General features: G+C 70.1%; 19 protein-coding genes and 1 pseudogene. 14 read left to right on the top strand and 6 right to left on the bottom strand.

Annotation, left to right across the window (positions count from 1 at the left end; genetic code table 11):
• Positions 1-3: 3 nt before the first annotated feature.
• The 6 genes from ABZU75_RS02785 to ABZU75_RS02760 form a co-directional block, all read right to left on the bottom strand.
• Positions 4-657: a response regulator transcription factor gene (locus tag ABZU75_RS02785; protein ID WP_355548727.1), complete on the bottom strand. Its 654-nt coding sequence runs from the start codon at positions 655-657 to the stop codon at positions 4-6.
• A gap of 204 nt (positions 658-861) precedes the next feature.
• Positions 862-1,254, bottom strand: coding sequence for a VOC family protein (locus tag ABZU75_RS02780; protein ID WP_355548724.1), 393 nt, complete (start codon positions 1,252-1,254; stop codon positions 862-864).
• Positions 1,255-1,460: 206 nt separating this feature from the next.
• Positions 1,461-2,456: a TIGR04500 family putative peptide maturation system protein gene (locus ABZU75_RS02775; RefSeq protein ID WP_355548721.1), complete on the bottom strand. Its 996-nt coding sequence runs from the start codon at positions 2,454-2,456 to the stop codon at positions 1,461-1,463.
• Positions 2,453-3,442, bottom strand: coding sequence for an MvdC/MvdD family ATP grasp protein (locus tag ABZU75_RS02770; RefSeq protein WP_355548718.1), 990 nt, complete (start codon positions 3,440-3,442; stop codon positions 2,453-2,455). Before ABZU75_RS02770 ends, ABZU75_RS02775 begins: the two co-directional genes overlap by 4 nt.
• A gap of 53 nt (positions 3,443-3,495) precedes the next feature.
• Positions 3,496-3,651, bottom strand: a complete 156-nt coding sequence (locus ABZU75_RS02765; RefSeq protein ID WP_355548715.1) for a hypothetical protein — start codon at positions 3,649-3,651, stop codon at positions 3,496-3,498.
• Between the two features lie 204 nt (positions 3,652-3,855).
• Positions 3,856-3,981, bottom strand: a complete 126-nt coding sequence (locus ABZU75_RS02760; protein ID WP_355548712.1) for a hypothetical protein — start codon at positions 3,979-3,981, stop codon at positions 3,856-3,858.
• Positions 3,982-4,502: 521 nt separating this feature from the next.
• On the opposite strand from ABZU75_RS02760, the gene ABZU75_RS02755 reads away from it, so the two are divergent.
• From ABZU75_RS02755 to ABZU75_RS02690, 14 genes and pseudogenes are all read left to right on the top strand, one after another.
• Positions 4,503-5,321 carry a DUF692 domain-containing protein gene (locus ABZU75_RS02755; RefSeq protein WP_355548709.1) on the top strand — a complete coding sequence of 273 codons (819 nt, stop codon included), beginning with the start codon at positions 4,503-4,505 and terminating at the stop codon, positions 5,319-5,321.
• Positions 5,321-6,094 carry a hypothetical protein gene (locus ABZU75_RS02750; protein ID WP_355548706.1) on the top strand — a complete coding sequence of 258 codons (774 nt, stop codon included), beginning with the start codon at positions 5,321-5,323 and terminating at the stop codon, positions 6,092-6,094. Before ABZU75_RS02755 ends, ABZU75_RS02750 begins: the two co-directional genes overlap by 1 nt.
• 564 nt (positions 6,095-6,658) lie before the next feature.
• The gene (locus tag ABZU75_RS02745) at positions 6,659-6,997 is read left to right on the top strand and encodes a hypothetical protein (RefSeq protein ID WP_350966070.1); all 339 of its coding nucleotides are present in this window, start codon (positions 6,659-6,661) and stop codon (positions 6,995-6,997) included.
• Positions 6,998-7,458: 461 nt separating this feature from the next.
• A pseudogene (locus ABZU75_RS02740) lies at positions 7,459-7,809 on the top strand (transposase); the annotation flags it as partial.
• Complete coding sequence (locus ABZU75_RS02735) at positions 7,799-8,797, top strand: sulfatase-like hydrolase/transferase (RefSeq protein ID WP_355548702.1); 999 nt, start codon at positions 7,799-7,801, stop codon at positions 8,795-8,797. The pseudogene ABZU75_RS02740 and the gene ABZU75_RS02735, both read left to right, overlap by 11 nt.
• Positions 8,798-8,955: 158 nt before the next feature.
• The gene (locus tag ABZU75_RS02730) at positions 8,956-9,831 is read left to right on the top strand and encodes a formylglycine-generating enzyme family protein (RefSeq protein ID WP_355548699.1); all 876 of its coding nucleotides are present in this window, start codon (positions 8,956-8,958) and stop codon (positions 9,829-9,831) included.
• 260 nt (positions 9,832-10,091) lie between these two features.
• Complete coding sequence (locus ABZU75_RS02725; RefSeq protein WP_350966217.1) at positions 10,092-10,889, top strand: DeoR/GlpR family DNA-binding transcription regulator; 798 nt, start codon at positions 10,092-10,094, stop codon at positions 10,887-10,889.
• A 181-nt stretch (positions 10,890-11,070) separates the two neighbouring features.
• The gene (locus ABZU75_RS02720) at positions 11,071-12,540 is read left to right on the top strand and encodes an amino acid permease (protein WP_355548694.1); all 1,470 of its coding nucleotides are present in this window, start codon (positions 11,071-11,073) and stop codon (positions 12,538-12,540) included.
• Complete coding sequence (locus tag ABZU75_RS02715; RefSeq protein WP_355548691.1) at positions 12,537-13,970, top strand: FGGY family carbohydrate kinase; 1,434 nt, start codon at positions 12,537-12,539, stop codon at positions 13,968-13,970. The genes ABZU75_RS02720 and ABZU75_RS02715 overlap by 4 nt, the downstream gene beginning before the upstream one ends.
• Positions 13,967-15,385: an NAD(P)/FAD-dependent oxidoreductase gene (locus ABZU75_RS02710; protein ID WP_355548688.1), complete on the top strand. Its 1,419-nt coding sequence runs from the start codon at positions 13,967-13,969 to the stop codon at positions 15,383-15,385. The genes ABZU75_RS02715 and ABZU75_RS02710 overlap by 4 nt, the downstream gene beginning before the upstream one ends.
• A complete protein-coding gene (locus ABZU75_RS02705; RefSeq protein WP_355548685.1) occupies positions 15,382-16,641 on the top strand; it encodes an NAD(P)/FAD-dependent oxidoreductase in 1,260 nt (419 codons plus the stop codon). The genes ABZU75_RS02710 and ABZU75_RS02705 overlap by 4 nt, the downstream gene beginning before the upstream one ends.
• A 69-nt stretch (positions 16,642-16,710) precedes the next feature.
• Entirely contained in the window at positions 16,711-17,031 is a 321-nt protein-coding gene (locus tag ABZU75_RS02700; protein ID WP_355548682.1) for an endolytic transglycosylase MltG, read from the top strand.
• 78 nt (positions 17,032-17,109) lie between these two features.
• A complete protein-coding gene (locus ABZU75_RS02695; RefSeq protein WP_355548679.1) occupies positions 17,110-18,075 on the top strand; it encodes a D-isomer specific 2-hydroxyacid dehydrogenase family protein in 966 nt (321 codons plus the stop codon).
• A gap of 84 nt (positions 18,076-18,159) precedes the next feature.
• Positions 18,160-19,845 carry a protein kinase gene (locus ABZU75_RS02690; protein WP_355548676.1) on the top strand — a complete coding sequence of 562 codons (1,686 nt, stop codon included), beginning with the start codon at positions 18,160-18,162 and terminating at the stop codon, positions 19,843-19,845.
• Positions 19,846-20,046 lie beyond the last annotated feature (201 nt).

Raw genomic sequence — 20,046 nt, 5'->3', positions numbered from 1 at the left:
GGGTCACAGCAGGTACCCGGCGCCCGGCACGGTCCTGATGCACGGCGGGTCGCCGAGCTTGGCGCGCAACCGGCTGATGATGACGCGCACCACGGTGGTGAACGGGTCGACGTGCTCGTCCCAGGCCGACTCCAGCAGCGTCTCGGCGCTCACCACGCTCCCGTTCGCCCGCATCAGCACTTCAAGCACCGCGTACTCCTTCAGCGACAGCCTCAGGAAGCGGCCGTCGCGGGAGACCTGCATCCGCTGGGGGTCCAGCACGATCCCGTGCCGTTCCAGCACCGGTGGCAGCGGCGCCTGGCTGCGCCGTCCCAGGGCCCGCACCCGCGCCACCAGTTCGGTGTAGTCGAAGGGTTTGGGCAGGTAGTCGTCGGCCCCCAACCCCAGCCCCGCGACCCGTTCGGGCACCGACGCGGCCGCGGTCAGCATCAGGATGCGGGTACGTGCCCCGGCCCGCACCAGATCCCGGCAGATCACGTCGCCGGGTATCCCGGGCAGGTCCCGGTCCAGCACCAGCACGTCGTAGTCGTTGACGGCCAGCCGTTCCACCGCGGCCTCGCCGTCGTAGACCACGTCCACCGCCATCGCGTGCCGCTGCAGCCCCATGGCCACCAGGTCGGCCAGATCCCGCTCGTCCTCCACCACCAGTATCCGCATGATCGAAGTCGTATCCGACCACCGGTAACAGCGGCGTTAACGCCCGCGCCACACCTCTGTCGTCACCGCTCCGGCCGTACCCGCCGATGATCGTACGGGCTCATGCCCCGGTCCGTACCGTGTGGTGGTACGTCGAGTTCTCCTCGTCGAGCCGGTCGAGACCCGGGCCTCGGTGATCTGCCCGCCGGTGGGTCAGCGGTGGGTTCACCCGCGTTTCTGCAGGGTGTAGAGGCGGATTTCGATGCCGTCGGGGTCGGTCACCCCGCTGATCAGCCATCCGATGCTGGCCTCGGTGATTCCGGAGTGGGCGGCGCCGACGGCGTCGAGGTGATCCGACCACTCCACCAGCGCGTCGTAGGTCGGCACGCCGAGTGCGACGGGGTCGAACCCGCGCAGTTCCCCGGCCAGCCGGGGCTCCTCGCGCAGCGCCAGCATGAGGGTGCCGTCCCGGTCGCGCAGCGCCACACCGCGCAGTACGCCCGCCTCGACGAACTCGATCGCCACGTCAAGGCCGAGCACCCGCCCGTACCACTCGATGCTCTTGCGCACGTCCGAGACCGGCAGTTTGACGTGGTGGAATCCGCCCAGGGCCGTCATCGGTCACCCCTTCCCGGCCGACGGGGGGCGCCGACGCGGATCTGAAGACATTGGAGTCACACTTTAAAGCGTGGCTCCGGTTCGGTGTCGGATGTCGACGGCCGGAGCCGAAGGTCCGCGTGGACCGGGCTCCGCGTCCATCGAGGTGGGACGCCGGCCCTGGGAACCCCGTCCCCAGGACCGGCGCCCTCAACGAGGCGCCGCGCTCAGAGCCAGTACCACTCGATCTTCGCCTTGGCTCGCCGGTCGGCCATGAAGGCGGAAAACGCGGCTCGCCCCGCCACGGCGAGCGTGGCGGCGTCGGGCTGGGCGGGGCGGCGGTGACGTACGGCGCCGAAGAGGAACGAGTCCCGGTACGGCACGGGGCCGACCGCCACGCCCTCGGCGACGTCGCGCAGTGGCGCGGGCAGCTCGGCCGCCACCCGCTCGGCTACCTGGACGGCGAGCTCGCCGGAGGGACTCGCCACCGCGGCGCCCAGCGCCGCGAAGGGGTCGTCCTGGACGGCCAGCTCGCCGAGCCTGGACTCCGGACCGACCGCCCACGCGGCCGACACGTGGTCGAAGTCCGCGGTGTGGTCCTCGAAGTAGGCTCTGGCCGACTCGGTCTCCTTGCGGCTCCTGAACCGGCCCGTCCTGGCCAGGGCGAACAGGTGGTTCTGGTACGCCTGGGGGGTCAGGCCGACCTCCTTCAGCCATCGCAGCATGTCGGCGCGGCTGTGCAGCCCGCGCCGCCGCCGGAAGTGGTCGGACGCCCGCTGCAGCTCCTCCTCGGACGGCGCCTCGTCGTCCCAGGTCTCCAGCGTGAGGAGGCAGTAGTCGATCAGGTCGTCGTGCAGGGTCCGGTCGCGCTCGCCGTACGCCCGCATCGTGAGCAGGGCCGTCTGCACCGACAGCTCCTGACCGTCCACGCTCAGTACCTTGCTCGCCGCCCAGTGCGCGGAGTGGTCGATCGTCCATGGGACGCCGTCCTCGACGGACGCGGTGACCGCGACGGTGCCGCCGTCCGGATGGTCGACGAGCAGATCGTAGTCGACCAGCGGCGTGCCCGGCCGTACGTCCACGACGAGCTGGGCGCGGGAGCCGGGGTTGGCGGCGCGCCAGGCGGCCACGGTCGTGCGCGCCTCGGGCACGGCGTCGCGGTGGCGCGGCAGCCCGCGCAGCAGCTCGACGGCTGCGGCGAGCGTCTCCGGGTAACCGGTCACGCGGTCACCTCCCGGACGGCCGGCTCTCCGGCGGCCAGCCAGTCGGCGACCGCGTCGGAGATGCGCAGGTCGGTGAACTCCTCCAGCCATCCCCACTGACCGTTGGGGTTCAGCTCCAGGTACACGTACTCGCCTTCCGGGGTGACGATCACATCGATGCAGCCGAAGGCCAGGTTCAGCGACCTGACCAGCTCGACGCAGCGCCGCTCCACGTCCTTGGGCAGGTCGTGGACGGCGTACTCGGTGAAGTTGCCTTCGTAGTGGCGGAAGTCCTCGCGGGTCATCCGTGACCCCTGGGAGTGGATCTCCACAGTGAAGACCTGCTCGCCCACGACGGTGATCCGCAGTTCCGTGGCCTTTTCGATCCTCGGCTGGAGGATCACCGGGGCGTGCGCCAGGCGGTGGCGGCTGGTGAGGTGCCGCCGGGTGAGCGGCGTGGTGTAGAAGCTGTGGCCCCTACCGTCGAGCTGGTACGGCACGAACTCGACCTCCTTGGCGATGAGCCGGCCCTCCGTCTCCGCCCACGCCTCTGCGAGCCCCTCGGGGTCGTTGGTGAAGGTCGTCTCGGGCACGGTGAAGCCGAGCCTGGCCCCGGCGGCGAGGTTGACCAGCTTGTTCTGGGCATGCATCAGAACGCTCATTCGAGCGGGGAACCAACGGGCGTCGAGCGTCTCCTCCCAGCCGTCGAGGTAGATCCGCCCGATCTTCTTCACGAAGTCGCGGTAGTCGGGATTTTCGACGGTCGACGCCGCCTGTGGCTGCTCGGGGCGGCGCACCCAGACGGTGCTGATGTCCGACGAGTCGATCTCCGCGTCATCCGTCACCAGCGTGTGCCGCCACGTTCCGTTGACCAGCCGGGAGGTGATTCGGGTAGCGGAAGGATAGTCGCCGGGGTCCCACCAGTACACCTCGAGGCCGCGCTCGACGAGCTTGGGCAGAACGAGGTTGACCCCCGCGTCGCTCTTCGCACTGAGTATCAGGATCACCAGGTTCTCCAGGGGGAACGGGCGGCACCCGCGCGGGCGCCGCCCCCGATCGATCAGAAGTCGTAGCACCTGTCCGGCTGGCCGTTGTTGATGGAGGTGCACACCCTGGGGCTGGGCGGGGTCATCGGCTCACGCCCACCGATCACGCTGTCCATTGCGTCGTCGGACAGCTCAGCGGCACCGTGCAGATCGTCGATACGAACGGTCACTACTTCAACCTCATTCTCTGTGTCACGAACTTTCCTTGCGTTTCCCGATCATGATGATGTGCTCTTGCAAAGAGCTTGTATCCAACTTGGATCTTGCAGACACGGCCTACCGGCGACCACCCGGGCCGACGTCCGCGGGTCGGCCCCGGAAGTCGGGGAAGCCCAGGCGGAGGCCGCTCGTCGAATCGCCGAGCGGGCCGCCGATCAGGCCCGCGGCGGTGTCCTGGCCGTGTTGGATCGGTTCGTCGAGTCGGGGGTGCGGTCGGTCAACGTGCCCCCCACCTGGATCGCGCCGACCGGCTGGACGAGATCGGGGTCGACGCCGGTCACCCTGATCCTGCCGATGACCTTGGCTTTCCTGTCCGGTCGCCGACGACAGCCAGGGCGGACCGTCGCTGTTCTCCTGCCGGCGTACTCATCCGAGCTCAACCCGGACGGGTGGGTGCGAAAGAACGTCAAGCATGACCGGAGCGCCCCGCTTCTTGGCCGGCGGCGTCGAAAAGCTCAAGACCCCGACGCTGGGCGCGCCGCGGCGTCCATAGAAGACGCCCGCTCTGGTGTGGTCCTTCTTCGCCGATCCACATCTCACCTACATCGGCGATCGCCATTCCTGAGTCCAGGAACCTACGAACTGATTAGATCCTTCGAATACTAGATCTTGGCGGACGCCGGGAAATCATCATCAAGGATTTTCATATTTCTGTGCATATCCGCTTTTTTCGGCATAATTCAGCATTTGTCTGCCGGGGGAGTGTGGCGGAAACGGGCTCGGGAATTATTCGGGAGTACTGGCAACGCGAGATCCCTGGATGGCGACACACGCTGGATCTTGGGGGTGCACGGTGTTCGGATTGCGCGAGTTGGGCTCAGGCCTGGGTTACCGGGCCGAGCTCGCAGAGATGATCGACCAGCATGCCGACCGGATCGACTGGCTGGAAGTGATCACTGAGCACTTCCTGTTCGCCCCGGCCGACAGGCGGGAACGGTTGCGCGCGCTGGCCACCCGATTCCCGATCGTGCCGCACGGGGTGGAGATGTCCATCGGGTCGGACCGCGAGGTCGACGGGGACTACCTTGAGGCGCTGGCGGCTCTGGTCGCCGAGGTCGACGCGCCGTGGTTCAGCGACCATCTCTGTTTCACCCGGACCGATCAGGTGGCGCTCGGGGTGCTCGTACCGCTGCCCCGTACCCGGGAGACGGCACGCCGGCTGGGACGCCGGGCGCAGAAGGTGCAGGACGCGGTGGGGGCGCCGTTCCTGCTGGAGAACATCACCTACTACGTGGATCTGGCCGGCCCGCTCAGCGAGGCGCAGTTCATCGCCGAGGTGATGGAGAACTGCGAGTGTCATCTGTTACTGGACCTGACCAATCTCGACATCAACGCCCGCAATCACGATTTCGATCCGCTGGAGTTCCTCGGCACCATCCCGGTGGAGCGGGTGGCGCAGGTGCACCTGGCGGGCGGTGAGGACTCAGGCGACGGCGAGCCGTCCCTCGACACCCATGGTGAACCGGTACCGCCCCGGGTGTGGGAGCTGCTGGCCGAACTGGTGGGCCGCACCACCGTTCAGGCCACCCTGGTGGAACGGGACCGGAACTTCCCCGATGATCCGTACGAGCTGCTGGCGGAGATCGACCGGGCCCGGACCCTCCTGGCAGGGAGCGTCTGATGGGCCTGCTGGAGGCCCTGGCCGCGGTGCTGACCCGCGAGGCCGAGCTGGCGACGTTGCGTGAGCACCCTGCCCGGCTGCGGCACCGTTACGGGCTGAGCGACGCCGAGCTGGCCATGCTGGCAGGCGCCTCCCCCACGGGATTCCGGGTCACCGGCGAGAGCGTCCGCGGCAAGCTGGTACAGAAGGTGACGGCCTGCCTGCCCGCCACCGCCGCCGAGCTGAAGGCCCACCATCCGGAGCTGCTGGACGGGTTCGCCGCCGCCACCGTTCGCCGGCCGCGGCCGGGCGAGGGGGTTGTGGATTCCGGGGAGGCCGGGCAACTGGTGACGTGGATCGACGGCCGGGTGCCGGCGCCACTGGTCGACTTCGCCCGCTATGAACTGCTGTGCGGGCAACTCGCCGGTGACCGGCGGGCCGCCCAGGCAGCCGGAGAACCGGTCCTCGCGCCGGACGGACCGGTACGTGGGATGCTCGACGTCTCCCCCACCGTCCGGACCGCCTCCTTCGGTCACGACGTCACCGCCGAGGTGCCGCCCTCGCGACTGCCCGCCCGGCACACGTCGATCCTGCTGCAACGCCAGTGGGGTGAGCCGGCCGTCCGGGTCTACCGGATCAACGACGCCACCGCCGCCCTGCTGAGCCGCTGCGACGGCACCCGGAACGTCGCGGAGGTGATCGCGGCGGTCGGTGCCGACTCCGACCAGGTCACCGGCATGCTCACCCGGTTCGCGGCGGCCGGCGTGCTGAACCTCGCCCCTGACCGTTACTGAGCGGCTCCTGGAGGGCCATCCCCATCAGGCTCCGCGCCGACCTCACCGAGGTCACTCGAACGGCGCGGAAATCGGCCCGGCAACGGGTCGTCGAGCTGTGGCCCGCCCACAGCGGGTCACACTGTGAAAGGAAGCCCATGAGCACAGAGACACCGGTCGATGTCATCACCGATCAAACATTCGTGTTCGAGCCCATCGTCGATCTCACCTCCGACCAGGCACCGGACCACTGTGGTGGGAGCAGCTGCAGCCGATGTGGTCATTAGCCATAACCACGGCAACGGCTAGAAGAGGAGCGGGGCGTCGACAACCCCGCTCCTCTTCCAGTTGCCGTGGCCGGCCGGTTCACGTCCTGGGGGATCTCGTGGCCGAGTCCAGTACGCGGTTTCCCGGAAGTCGCCGGAACAAACAGAAATCGCGGGGAAATTGGCTTCGCCCATACCTACTTCAAGAATGAGAAAGCGAGCAATCAGATCCCTTGCCGCAAACGGTTCGCCTTATATCGTGCCTGGTGCCCATGGCCGCCAAGTGATTCACACTCGCGGCCATTCAGAGGAGGAACCCATGTACGGCAAGCGACAACTGATGGTTCTCGGTCCGGCGCTTCTCGCGGTCCTGGCCCTCGGACCGGTCTCGATCTCACCCGCCTCGGCCGCGCCGGATCCCGCGTCACCAGCGGTGAGCACCCTGCCGGCCAGGGTGACGGAGCCGACCCCACCGGCCAGGGACCCGAGGGGAGGGTACTGGAACGGCTACCGAGACGGCTACCGGGCCGCCGGCCAGGACTGCTCAAGGCCACGGGCTAAATCAGGAGAATTGCCCGGCCTCGCACTAAGAATAAGTGACTACGACAGAGGCTGGCTGGACGGCTACGACGACGGCTACGACAGGTTCTGCCGATAACCACGAACAAAACACCGGACGGCAGAACCGTGCGGTCAAACGCGTTTCACCGGTCGGACCGGCCGTGAACGAAGAAGCGGAGCTCCAGCCCAAGGACTTTCAGGGGCTGGAGCTCCGCTGTTCGCGTACTCTGCCGTCGCTCGCGAAATCCCCCTGGCCAAAGGGCCGTTCGCCTCGATGCACGCGGGCACGAAACGGAGACCGGCGCCCCTCACGGCACGGCCACACCGGCCGTGATCGCGCGAGGGAGCGGGGCGGACCTCATCGGGGCATGCCCGGTCGCCCCCGAGGAACGGTTCCGAGGGACCCGGATCGCCATCGGCGCGCACGACGTTCCCATGCCCGTTCGTGGGTGCGGTGTCGCGGATCGGCACGCCGCCCGGATGGATCCGCAGGTTCGGACCGCTCATCGCCGCATCAGGGACACAAAGTCCCCACGAAACCCGGCGCGGTTCAGGTCACAGTTCGTGAACATGCTGGAGTACAAGGCGAAGCGGTACGGCCGCCACTTCGCGAAGATCGACCGATGGTTTCCGTCCTCCAAGCTGTGCTCGGAGTGCGCCACCATCACCGAGACGATGCCGCTGAACGTCCGGGAGTGGACCTGCCTGTGTGGGGCGGTCCACGACCGCGATGTCAACGCCGCACTCAACGTGCTGGCCGAAGGACGACGAATCGTCGCCGCTGGACGGAAACCTGCCGCTGAGACGCGGCAGGAGGCGGAGACGTTAAACGCCTGTGGAGGTGACGTAAGACCACCGCTCGCGGTGGCAGACACCGACGAAGCAGGAAGCCTCAGAGGTGCCGCGTGACGCGGCACGGGCTGAATCCCGGCCTTCAGGCCGGAGAGCGCGTCAAAACCGGCACGGCGTCACCGACCGGGCGATCGACTTCCTGCGCGCCCGCGACGAGGAGAAGCCGTTCTTCCTGCACGTCGGCTACGTCGGCACGCACAGCCCGTGGGAGGGCCGCCCCGAGCGGCACGTGTCCCGCTACCGGCAGAGCACCTTCGCCGACGTTCCGGACGAGGCCAGCCACCCCTTCGGGCGGATGGCCTCGGAGTCGCTGATGCCGAGCCGCAGGAACCGGCGGGAGGCGCTGGCCCAGTACTACGCCTCGGCCTCGGAGGTGGACGAACAGGTCGGCCGGCTCGTCGACGAGCTGGAGACCCAGGGCCTGCGCGAGAACACGCTGATCGTCTACACCTCCGACCACGGCCTGAACATGGGTCATCACGGCATCTGGGGCAAGGGAAACGGCACCAAGCCGTACAACATGGTGGAGGAATCCATCCGGGTGCCGCTCATCCTGAACCGGCCGGGCGCGCTGCTCGGCGACCAGTCCAGGTCGGAGATGGTCACCCACTGCGACCTGTTCCAGACCATCCTGGAGCACACCGGCGTCTCCCTTCCCGAGGAGACGCTCGGCGAGCGCAACTACCCGGGCCGCAGCTTCGCGCCGCTGCTGGCCGGGGGGCACGTGGCCGAGTGGCCCGAGGAGGTGTACGGCGAGTACGGGAACCTGCGGATGATCCGCACCCGGACCCACAAGCTCACCCTGCGCTACCCCGGCGGCCCCGCCGAGCTGATCGACCTGGTCGCCGATCCGCGCGAGACGGTCAACCTCTACGCGGACCCCCGGCACGCGGATCTCGTCGCCGACCTGACCGGGCGGGTGGAGAGATACTTCGGCCGGTACGAGGACCCGGTGAAGTCCGGGCTCCGGGTCACCGAGCTTCCCCAGCACAACACGGAAGAGGTCTGGCGTTTCCCGGACACCGACAGCACCTGGTGGGAATGATCTCTCTCCCACCGGATGCCGTCGAGGGGTGGCCCCGTCTGCCCGGGGCCACCCCCTTGGCTTCATCGATCGAGACACCGCAGGGAGGAACGCGATGAGCGGACACTGCTGCGCGCCCCGGCCGCAGCGGAGACGAGGAGGGCCGTGAACCGCGGCCGGTGGCCGTCGCCCCCGCGCCCCGGCGGCCGAGCGGGCTCATCCGGCTGGACGGCGGCGCGTTCCGGATGGGGACCGACGACGCCGAGGGGTTCCCCGCCGACGGGGAGGGGCCGATCAGGACCGTGACGGTGCGGCCCTTCCTGCTGGCGCGCACCGCGGTGACCAACGCGCAGTTCGCGGCGTTCGTGAAGGCGACCGGATACGTCACGGACGCCGAGCGGTTCAACTGGTCCTACGTCTTCCACCTGCTGGTCGCGCCGGACCTCCGGAGGCGGGCGCCCTCCCCGGCCGAGACTCCCTGGTGGCTGGTGATCGAGGGCACCAGCTGGCAGGCGCCCCAGGGTCCCGGCAGCACGATCAACGGCCGGCAGGACCACCCGGTGGTGCACGTCTCCTGGCGGGACGCGGCGGCCTACTGTGCCTGGGCGGGCGGCAGGCTGCCGACCGAGGCCGAGTGGGAGTACGCCGCTCGGGGTGGCCTGGACCAGGCACGATACCCGTGGGGCGACGAGCTGACCCCGCGTGGGCAGCACCGCTGCAACATCTGGCAGGGCCGCTTCCCCACGCACAACACCGGAGCGGACGGCCATCTCGGCACCGCGCCGGTGAAGTCGTACCGGCCCAACGGCTACGGCCTGCACAACATGGTCGGCAACGCCTGGGAGTGGTGCGCGGACTGGTTCGGCACCGACCATCTCTCCCGGCCGCTTGAGGATCCTCGCGGACCCGAGACCGGAACCTCGCGGGTGATACGGGGCGGCTCCTACCTGTGCCACGACTCCTACTGCAACCGCTACCGGGTCGCCGCCCGGAGCTCCAACACCCCGGACAGCAGCTCGGGCAACACCGGCTTCCGCCTCGCCGCCGACCTGTGATCCGGCAGCCGGCGCGGTGGTGAACCTGTCATCGTCCGGCCCACGCCCCCGGTCGAATGGCCCCGATGCCCGCGGATGACCGGGAACGCCCGAGGCGGTCGCCCGGTGAGAGCCCCCCAAGGGCTTACGGTCCGCTTATGAGCCGAGGTCAGCGGGTTCCACATCGCCCGCCGGCAGACGGAAACCTCAGTAAAGGTTTCCAACCCGATAGCGCAATGTATTGACGCGATAACCACACCAAAGCATAATTCCCCTCATGCATGCACAAACTTCCACAGAAGTGGGCAGTCGTGCTGCCCGCTGAGCGGCATGCGCGCATCGGGGAGGCACTGCGGATCTCCCGCGTCGTCAGCACCGACGACCTCGCGCACGAGCTCGGCGTGTCAGCGGAGACGATCCGCCGTGACTTCGTGGCGCTTGAGCGCCAGGGGAGGCTGTCGCGCGTGCACGGGGGCGCGACCATCACGCTCGGGCAGGCCGCCGGCGAGGAGGCCCCCTTCGCCGAACGCACCGGGACCGCCGCGGACGCCAAGACGCGCATCGGCCGTGCCGCCGCCGGGCTGGTGCACCCCGGCCAGACCGTGGTGATCGACGTGGGAACCACCGCCGTCCAGGTCGCCCGTGCCCTGCCGCTCGACTTCACCGGGACCGTGGCCACGTGTTCCCTGCTGGTCGCGGCGGAACTCTCCGAGCGGCCCGGCATCGAGGTCCTCGTCTGCGGGGGCAGGCTGCGCGGCGGAGACCTCGCGCTCTCGAACTCGGTGGCCCAGGCGTTCTTCGCGGACCTCAACCCGGACGTCGCGTTCCTCGGGTCGGGCGGCGTCGACGCCGCGGCCGGCCTGACCGACTACTACCTGGACGAGATCGCGGTCCGGAAGATCATCCTCAGGAACGCGACGCGTTCGTACGTACTCGCCGACTCAAGCAAGTTCGGCCTGGTCGCCAGGCACCGGGTCGCCGAGCTGGGCGAGCTCGGCGGCCTCATCACCGAGGCGGAACCACCCTCCGGCATCCAGGACGCGATCACCCGCGGGGGCGGGGTGATGGTGCTCTCTTGAACGTTCTCCACCGTCGAAGGAGCCGGGCGGCGCGGCAACGCCACCCGGCTCGGACCAGCACGCCGATGCACCATCTGACAGGAAACACAGGAGTTGTAGGTCCATGACCCAGTATTCACCACCCGCGCCGGGCAATCAGGAGAGCGGCGCAAGTGTTGCGGAATTCGGTTACAAGCAGGCGATGAAGCGCGGCACCGGGCGTTTCGCCTCGTTCGCCGTGGCATTCGCCTTCGTCTCGATCGCCACCGGCATTTTCACCACCTACGGCTCGGTGCTGAACACCTCGGGCCCCGCGGGCATCTGGACCTGGCCGATCGTGATCATCGGTCAGCTCGCCGTCGCGTTCATCTTCGGCTCGCTGGCCGCGCGCATCCCGGTGACCGGATACTCCTACCAGTGGATGTCCCGGCTGGCGAACCCCGTGCTCGGCTGGATCATCGGCTGGGTCTCGTTCTCGTTCCTCGCGGTCGTGGTCGTGGCGGTGGACTACACCATCGCCTCCACCGTGATGCCGGTGCTGCTCGGCTACGAGGGCACCGCGCTGAACGCCTGGGTGATCACCGGTGTGGTCATCATGTGCCAGGCGCTGCTGGTCGGGCTCTCCACGAAGTGGACCGAGCGGGTCAACAACTTCGCCGTGACGGCGGAGCTGATCGGCATGATCGCCCTCGTCCTGCTGCTGCTGATCGTGGGTTTCATCGCCAAGGAGGTCAACTTCGCCAACCTGTTCAGCACCGGCGCCATCCCGTCCGAGGGCTACCTCAGCATGGGCACGCTCACCTCGGCCGGTCCGTGGATGCTGGGCTTCCTGCTCGGCGCGTTCACGATCGTCGGTTTCGAGTCGGCGGCCAACCTCGCCGAGGAGACCAAGGACCCGGCCCGGGTCGTCCCCCGCGCCATGTGGCAGGCGGTTCTCGCCTCCGGTGTGCTCGGCTTCCTGTTCCTCGTCGCCGTCACCCTGCTCGCCGGCGACCCGGTCGAGCTGGCCAAGTCGGGAACCCCGGTCGCGGACGTGATCAGCCGGTCGCTCGGCCCCGTGGTGGGTACGGCGCTGCTCGTGCTGGTGGTCATCGCGATCTTCGCCTGCGGCATGGTGATCCTGATGACCGGCGTGCGGCTGGTCTGGGCGATGTCCCGCGACCAGCGCTTCCCCGGCTGGCAGGGCCTGCACAAGGTCTCCCCGCGCTTCGGCACCCCGCTGAACGCCACCGTCTTCATGTTCGTCATCGGCGAGCTGATCCTGGCGGTCTTCTCCACCCGGACCGATGCCCTCTTCGGCCTGTTCGCCGCCGCCACCCTGCTGCCGGCGATCATCTACACCGGAACCGTCATCATGTACGTGGTCAAGCGGAAGTCGCTGCCGCCGAGCAAGGGGTTCGACCTGGGTCGCTGGGAGATCCCGGTGATCGTCGTCGCGCTGATCTGGCTCGCGTTCGAGCTGCTGCTCTTCCGTGACGCCTCGTTCGTGGAGCCGTGGGTCTACGTGCTCATCATGCTCGCCATCGGCGCTGTGTACTTCGCCTACCTGCTGTTCACCAAGGGCACGAAGGGCCTGGTGATGCCGGACATGCACTCCATCGACGCGGAGCTGACCGCCGATGCCGCGGGGGCGGCCAAGGACAGGCGCACGGAGGGGACCCACCGGCGGTGACCACGGTACTGGCGATAGACCAGGGAACATCCGGCACCAAGGCGATCGTCGTCGACGCCCGCGGCGAGGTGCTCGGCCTCGCCGAGGTCCCGGTCCGCCCCACCTACCTGCCCGGAGGCGGAGTCGAGCAGAACCCCAGGGAACTGCTCGACTCGGTACTCAACGCCGGCCGCCAGGCCGTCGCGCGGGCCGGGGTGCGGATCGACGCCGTCACGCTGGCGAACCAGGGCGAGACCGTCCTGGCGTGGGACCCCGTCACGGGCGAGCCCCTCTCGGCCGCCATCGTCTGGCAGGATCGCCGCTCGGAGGGCGTCTGCGCGGAGCTGGAGGAGTTCAAGGACCGGATCGCCGCGACCACCGGGCTGATCCTGGACCCGTACTTCTCCGCCCCAAAGATGGCCTGGCTGCGCCGGAACGTGACGGGTGAAGGGGTGGTCACCACCTCCGATTCCTGGATCATCCACCATCTGACCGGGGAGTTCGTCACGGATGTCGCCACGGCCAGCCGGTCGCTGGTCACCCGGCTCGACGACGCCGAGTGGGACCCGGAACTGCTGGAGCTGTTCGGGCTCGGCACCGAGCGCCTGCCGCGCATCGTCTCCTGTGACGAGGTGGTCGGCCACACCTCCGCGTTCGGCGGGAACGTCCCCGTCGGCGGGCTCGTGGTCGACCAGCAGGCCGCCCTGCTCGCCGAGAACTGCCTGAACTCCGGAGAGGCGAAGTGCACCTTCGGCACCGGCGCGTTCCTGCTGGCCAACACCGGCACCTCCGCCGCGCGCTCCACCGCCCACCTGGCCGCCTCGGTCGCCTGGCGGGTCCGGGGGGAGACCTCGTACTGCTTCGACGGCCAGGTCTACACGGCCGCCTCCGCCGTACGGTGGATCCAGGATCTCGGCTTCATCCGTAGCGCCGCGGACCTGGACGTGGTCGCGGCGGCGGACGCCGAGGGGGTGCTGTGCGTGCCGGCGCTGGCCGGCCTGGCGGCCCCCTGGTGGCGTCCCGACGCCAAGGCCTCGTTCTCCGGGCTGACCCTCTCCACCGGTTCCGGGCACCTCGTGCTCGCCGTACTGCAGGGGATCGCGGCGCAGGTCGCCGAGCTCGGCGACCTCGTCGCCGCCGACCTCGGGCAGCCGCTGACCCGGCTGCGGGTGGACGGCGGGCTCACCCGGAGCAGGGTCCTCATGCAGGCGGTCGCCGACCTGATGCGGATCCGGATCGACGTCTACCCCTCCCAGCACGCCACCCCGATGGGGGCGGTGGCGCTGGCCCGCGCCTCGCTCGACCCGTCGCTCTCCCTCGCGGACGCGGTCCACCCGTGGGAGCCCAGCACGACCTACGAACCCCGATGGTCCGCCGATCAGGCGGCCGACTTCCGCTCCCGCTGGGCGGAGGCGGTCAACGCCACCCTGGCGCGGGAGGGAACACGATGAACACCACGTTCGACGTGGCGGTGATCGGTGCCGGCATCGTCGGCTCGGCCATCGCCAGGAAGCTGGCCGGCTACGAGCTGAGCGTCGCGCTGCTCGACGCGCGCGACGACGTCGGTGACGGTACGAGCAAGGCGAACACCGCCATCCTGCACACCGGTTTCGACGCCAAGCCCGGCACCCTCGAATCCCGGCTGGTCGGTGAGGGCTACCACCTGCTGTCGGAGTACGCCGAGCTGACCGGCATCCCGGTCGAGCACACCGGGGCGCTGCTGGTGGCCTGGACCGCCGAGGAGCTCGACGCGCTGCCGGGCCTGCGCCGGAAGGCGGAGCAGAACGGGTACGGCAAGACGGAGATCGTCGGCCCCGAGGAGGTGTACCGGCAACTTCCCCACCTCGGGGAGGGCGCCCTGGGCGGTCTGACCGTTCCCGACGAGTCGATCATCTGCACCTGGACCACCAACCTCGCCCTGGCCACGGACGCGGTCGGCCGCGGCGTGACGCTGCTGCTGAACCGGGCGGTCACCTCGGTCGAGGACCTCGGCGACCGCACGGTGCTGCGCGCTTCCGGCGGGGATGTGCACGCCCGCTGGGTGGTCAACGCGGCCGGGCTCGGCGCCGACGTCATCGACCGGCTGTTCGGCCACGACCGTTTCACGGTCACGCCGCGCCGCGGCGAGCTGCTGGTCTACGACAAGCTCGCCCGCCCGATGGTCAACAAGATCATTCTGCCGGTGCCCAGCTCGCGCGGCAAGGGCGTGCTGATCAGCCCCACCGTCTACGGCAACGTGCTGCTCGGTCCCACCGCCGAGGACCTCGTCGACCGCACCGACACCGGGACCTCGGAGCAGGGAATCGAGTTCCTGCTGGGCAAGGGCGAGAAGCTGATGCCCGACCTGCTGCTTGAGGAGGTCACCGCGACCTACGCGGGCCTGCGCGCGGCGAGCGACCACCCCGACTACCTCATCGAGGCCGACGCCGGGCGGCGCTACGTGCTGGCCGGCGGGATCCGCTCGACCGGCCTGACCGCCGGCATCGCCATCGCCGAGCACGTCGCCGACCTCGTCCGCGACGCCGGACTGGCGCTCGTACCACGGGAGAACCTGCCGGAGCCGCCCCGCATGCCCAACCTCGGGGAGGCGTTCACCCGCCCGTACCAGGACGCCGCCCGGATCGCCGCCGACCCCGCCTACGGCAAGGTGGTCTGCTTCTGCGAGCGGGTGACCGCCGGTGAGATCCGCGACACCTTCCGGTCACCGATCCCACCGGCCACCCTGGAGGGGCTGCGCCGCCGTACCCGGGCGATGAACGGGCGCTGCCAGGGGTTCTTCTGCGGCGCCGAGATCAAGAAGCTGCTGGAGAGCAGGGGCGAGAGCGCCTGCGAGCAGCGCCACGCACCGCTGGAGGCCGGCCGATGACACCCGGCGACATCACCACCCTTACCCCTGCCGTCGTCATCATCGGCGCCGGCCCCTCCGGGCTGAGCGCCGCCCGTGAACTCGCGCCGAGGATCAACGGTGACGTCCTCGTCCTCGACCGGGAGAGCACGGCCGGAGGCATCCCCCGGCACAGCGACCATCCCGGCTACGGGATCAGGGACATGCGGCGCTTCATGAGCGGTCCCGCCTACGCCAGGAGGCTCGTCCGGCAGGCCGAGGCCGCCGGTGCGAAGATCCTGACGAACGCCACCGTGACGAACTGGGCCGGTGACCGGACGATCGAGGCCACCACCCCACGGGGCCGCATCCGCGTCGAGGCGCGGGCCGTCATCCTGGCGACCGGTGCCCGGGAGCGCCCACGACCGGCCCGTCTCATCCCCGGAGACCGCGCCCACGGCGTCTACACCACCGGGCACCTGCAGAATCTCGTCCACCTGCAGCACGGGAAGGTCGGCAGGAGGGCCGTCGTCGTCGGCGCCGAGCTGGTCAGCTGGTCGGCCGCGCTGACCCTGCGCGAGGCCGGTTGCCGGACCGTCCTGATGACCACCGAGTATCCCCGGCCGGACTCCTACTCCCTGTTCAGCGTCCCTGGCAGGATCCTCTTCCGTACCAGGGTCGCCACCCGCACCCGGGTGACGAAGGTCATCGGCCGGCCGGAACTGCGGGCCGTCGAGATCGAGGACCTCGACACCGGCGCCAGGCGGGTCGTCGAGTGCGACACACTCGTCCTCACCGGCGACTGGATCCCCGACCACGAGTTGGTACGCGCGGCGGGAATCACCATGGACCCCGGCACGAACGGCCCGCTGGTCGACAACGCGCTACGTACCGACAGGCCGGGCGTGTTCGCCGTGGGCAACCTGCTCCACCCGGTCGACACCGCGGACATCGCGGCGATCGACGGCGCCCATGTCGCGCGCTCCGTCATCGACTGGTTGCGCGGCAGGAGCGCACCGGCCGAGCAGGTGCGTCTCGTCGCCGACGCGCCCTTCCGCTGGGTGGCGCCGGAGATCTTCCGTCCGGGGGATCCGGCCCCGGCCCGTCGCCGCCTGCTGCTGTGGAGCGACCGCTACATCCCGTTCCCCCGGATCGTCCTCCGGCAGGAGGGAAAGGTCATCGCACGGAAGCGGCTGTGGTGGCCGGCGGCACCCGGCCGGGTGTTCCGCATCCCGACGAACGTCCTCAGCGCGGTCAGACCGGATGCCGGTCCGGTGCACATCGGCGTGGAGACCTGACACATCCCCAGCGAGCGGCCCCCGGCCACACCGGTCGGGGGCCGCTCACGTATCCGGCGTCGCCCGAGAGTGAAGGTCGGGGGTGCGCCGGGGGCGGGCGGCCTGGCACCGCTCACCCGGGTGGCGTCGTACGTGCCCACCGCGTTCGGCGTCGGTGCCTCGACCAAGGATCTCCAGAGCACGTCGCGGTACAACACCTACGTGCGCCCCGGCCTGCCGCCCGGCCCCATCGGCAACCCGGGCGCCGATGCCATCGAGGCCGCGCTGAGACCGGCGACCGGCCCCTGGCTGTTCTTCGTGGTGACCGACCCGGAGAAGGGCGTCACGAAGTTCGCGGCCTCCGAGCGCGAGTTCTTCAAGCTGGTCAGGGAACGCAAGAAGCACGGGTGATCGATCCCGTCCGGCACCCGGTGACGAGTGCGGGACGCCGAGGTACGCGGCCGGTGGGCCACGTACAGAATGTCGGTTATGGAAGCCCGAATCGCGATAGCCCCGTCCCCGGAGGCGGGGGCGGCCTACGACCGTCCCAACTCCCCCGACCTCGACCGCCTGCGCCTCAGGGTCGAGGAGGCCGTGTCCGGCGGCGGTGGCGTCAATGTCCCGCTCGCCGAGGCGAACGGCCTGGTGTGGCTCATCCCCGGTGAGCCGGAACTGCTCCGCTCGGCTCTGGACGCCCACCCCCGGATCAACTGGGTGCAGTTCCCCTGGGCGGGGGTGGAGAGATTCACCGCCTCCGGCGTGCTCGACCGGCCGGTGGCCTTCAGCTGCGCCAAGGGGTCGTTCGCCGGGCAGGTCGGCGAGCACGCGCTCATGCTGATGCTGGCCTGCCTGCGCAACCTCGCCCGGCAGGCGCGCACCCCCCGCTGGTGTTCGGTCGATCCCGGCTCCCTGCACGGCCGGCGGGTGACGATCCTCGGCGGCGGCGGTATAGCGACCGAGCTCATCCGGCTCCTGCGGCCGTTCGGGTGCCGGATCCGGGTGATCCGCCGCCGGGCGGAGAGCATCGAGGGCGCCGAGCAGACGCTGCCGCCCGAGGCCCTGCCCGCCGTGCTTCCGGAGACCGACATCCTGGTGCTGGCCCTCGCCCTGACACCGGAGACGACCCACGTCATCGGTGCCACCGAGCTGGCCCTGCTGCCGGCGCACGCCGTCGTCGTCAACGTCGCCCGTGGCGCGCACGTCCAGACCGACGCGCTCGTCGAGGCCCTCCGCGCCGGAACGATCTCCGCCGCCGGGCTGGACGTGACGGACCCGGAACCGCTCCCCGAGGGGCACCCGCTCTGGGCCGAGGACAGGGTGCTCATCACCTCGCACTGCGCCGACTCCGCCGAGTACGTCACCCGGATGTTCTGCGAGCGGGTCGAGCGGAACGTACGCAACCTGCGGGCGGGCCTTCCGCTGGAGGGGGTCATCGATCCCGCCGCGGGATACTGACGGGCTCCGCGATCGCCTGCGTCCCGGACCGCGGAACCGGCATCGCGGTGGATCGGGAGCGAGGAAAGCGATAGGTTCGCCCGCATGCCGGAAGAGCCGTCACGCGTGCTGGCAGGCCGGTACCTCCTGCGGGCCCCTCTCGGGGAAGGCGGCATGGGCGTCGTCTGGCGGGCCAGGGACGAGCTGCTCCACCAGACCGTCGCGGTCAAGGAGGTGCGGCCACCCGCCGGGCTGCCCGCCGAGGACCGCGAGCGACTGCTGCTGCGGACGCTCCGCGAGGCCCGTACCGCGGCGACGCTGAGGGGCCATCCCGGCATCGTCACCGTCTACGACGTGGTCGAGGAGGACGGCCGTCCGTGGATCGTCATGGAGCTGGTCGAGGGACCGTCCATGGCGGAGGTGCTCAGGGCGGAGGGGCGGCTGGCCGAGGCCAGGGTCGCGGAGATCGGGCTGCGGGTGATCTCCGCGTTGGCCGCGGCGGAGGCGGCGGGGATCGTGCACCGCGACGTCAAGCCCGCCAACATCCTGCTCAGGGGCGACCGGGCCGTGCTGACCGACTTCGGGATCGCGGCGGCGGTGCACGACACCACGGATCTGACCGGTGCCGGGCAGTTGCTCGGCACGATCCCCTACCTCGCGCCGGAACAGCTCGGCGGCGAGCGTGCCTCGGCCGCCTCCGACCTGTGGGCGACGGGCGTGACGCTGTACGAGGCCGTGGAGGGCCGCAGGCCGTTCGAGCGGGAGAGCCCGATGGCCACGATCACAGCGATCATCAGCCGCCCGGCGGCGCCGGCCCGGTACGCGGACCGGCTCGGCCCGGTCATCGAGGGCCTGCTCAGGAAGGATCCCGCCGAGCGGCTGACGGCCGGCCAGGCCGAGGCGCTGCTCGCGCCGGTGGCCGCCGGAGCCGCACCGGACCGGGTGGACGCGCGTTCGCCGGAGGACGGACGTTCCTGGCAGATCCCGGGTCCGACCGGGTACGCCGGACCCGCCTGGCAGGCCCCGGGTCCGGCCGAAGGCGGCGGACGGGCCGGGAGCGCCACTCCGGCCGGGACCGGGCCGACCTCTTCGAGCGATCATGCCCGGTCCGGCGCCTCCCGGTGGCCTCGCCCCCAGGTGATGGTGGCCGCGGGGGCGGCTGTACTGGCGGTCGCCGTGGCCGCCGCGGTGATCTGGGGAGTCCAGGGCGGCTCCGCCACGCTGGAGAGCGCCAGAACGCCCGGTCCCGGCGCAGGTTCGACGGCCTCCACGGGCTCCGGCCAGAACTCGCCGTCCTCCCCGCTACCTGGCTCGCTGCCGCGCGGCTTCACACTCCACAAGGATTCCCGTGGATTCTCCATCGCGGTGCCCGACGGCTGGACCAAGGACGAGGCCGAGGACCAGGTGAGCTGGAGCCGGCCGGAAAGCTCGATCCTCTCCTCGTCCTCCTGGTACCTGGGAGCCTTCGCGAACCTCAGCCGGAAGGAGACCCGGGCCCCTGCCGCCATCCTCGACGAGCTGCGCGACGCGCTCAGGAAGGACACGTTCGCGCCCGACTCCTACCGGGAACTCGTCCGGCGCCCGATCTCCTTCGCCGGGGGCGACGGTGCCGAGCTGGAGTTCGGCTTCGCGCACAAGGACGCGTCGGGCATGCCCTTCCGGCTGTACGCCCGATGCGTCATCCGTGACTCCGGCGGCGTCGGGATGTTCTGGTTCTTCGCACCCGCCGGGCAGTGGGCCGAGGCCAGCGGGCACGTCGACACGTTCGTGGAGACCTTCCGGCTCGACTAGGCGCTTCCGGCCGGCGGTGTGTCGCCCCCGCGCTGCCCGGCTCCCGGAGATGGCGCCGGTAGGCCGCCGTGACCGGGAGAACGGTCCCGCGACCGGATCAGTGGCCCTAGGCCCTGTCCTGCGGATCTTGCCGTGGCGAGGATCGGTCAGGTGGTGTCTCGCAAGGCGGAGGAGGGAGCCGCAGCGTGCTGCGGTGACCGA

The organism is Streptosporangium sp. NPDC005286, assembly GCF_040607515.1.
Classification (GTDB): domain Bacteria; phylum Actinomycetota; class Actinomycetes; order Streptosporangiales; family Streptosporangiaceae; genus Streptosporangium.
This window is presented reverse-complemented; position numbering and strand designations above follow the sequence as displayed.

Bases quoted from the DNA above. Each gene is read 5' to 3' on its own strand.
- ABZU75_RS02785 (WP_355548727.1), bottom strand. From the start codon at position 657: ATGCGGATACTGGTGGTGGAGGACGAGCGGGATCTGGCCGACCTGGTG.
- ABZU75_RS02780 (WP_355548724.1), bottom strand. From the start codon at position 1,254: ATGACGGCCCTGGGCGGATTCCACCACGTCAAACTGCCGGTCTCGGAC.
- ABZU75_RS02750 (WP_355548706.1), top strand. From the start codon at position 5,321: ATGGGCCTGCTGGAGGCCCTGGCCGCGGTGCTGACCCGCGAGGCCGAG.
- ABZU75_RS02745 (WP_350966070.1), top strand. From the start codon at position 6,659: ATGTACGGCAAGCGACAACTGATGGTTCTCGGTCCGGCGCTTCTCGCG.
- ABZU75_RS02725 (WP_350966217.1), top strand. From the start codon at position 10,092: ATGCACAAACTTCCACAGAAGTGGGCAGTCGTGCTGCCCGCTGAGCGG.
- ABZU75_RS02720 (WP_355548694.1), top strand. From the start codon at position 11,071: ATGAAGCGCGGCACCGGGCGTTTCGCCTCGTTCGCCGTGGCATTCGCC.
- ABZU75_RS02710 (WP_355548688.1), top strand. From the start codon at position 13,967: ATGAACACCACGTTCGACGTGGCGGTGATCGGTGCCGGCATCGTCGGC.
- ABZU75_RS02705 (WP_355548685.1), top strand. From the start codon at position 15,382: ATGACACCCGGCGACATCACCACCCTTACCCCTGCCGTCGTCATCATC.
- ABZU75_RS02695 (WP_355548679.1), top strand. From the start codon at position 17,110: ATGGAAGCCCGAATCGCGATAGCCCCGTCCCCGGAGGCGGGGGCGGCC.
- ABZU75_RS02690 (WP_355548676.1), top strand. From the start codon at position 18,160: ATGCCGGAAGAGCCGTCACGCGTGCTGGCAGGCCGGTACCTCCTGCGG.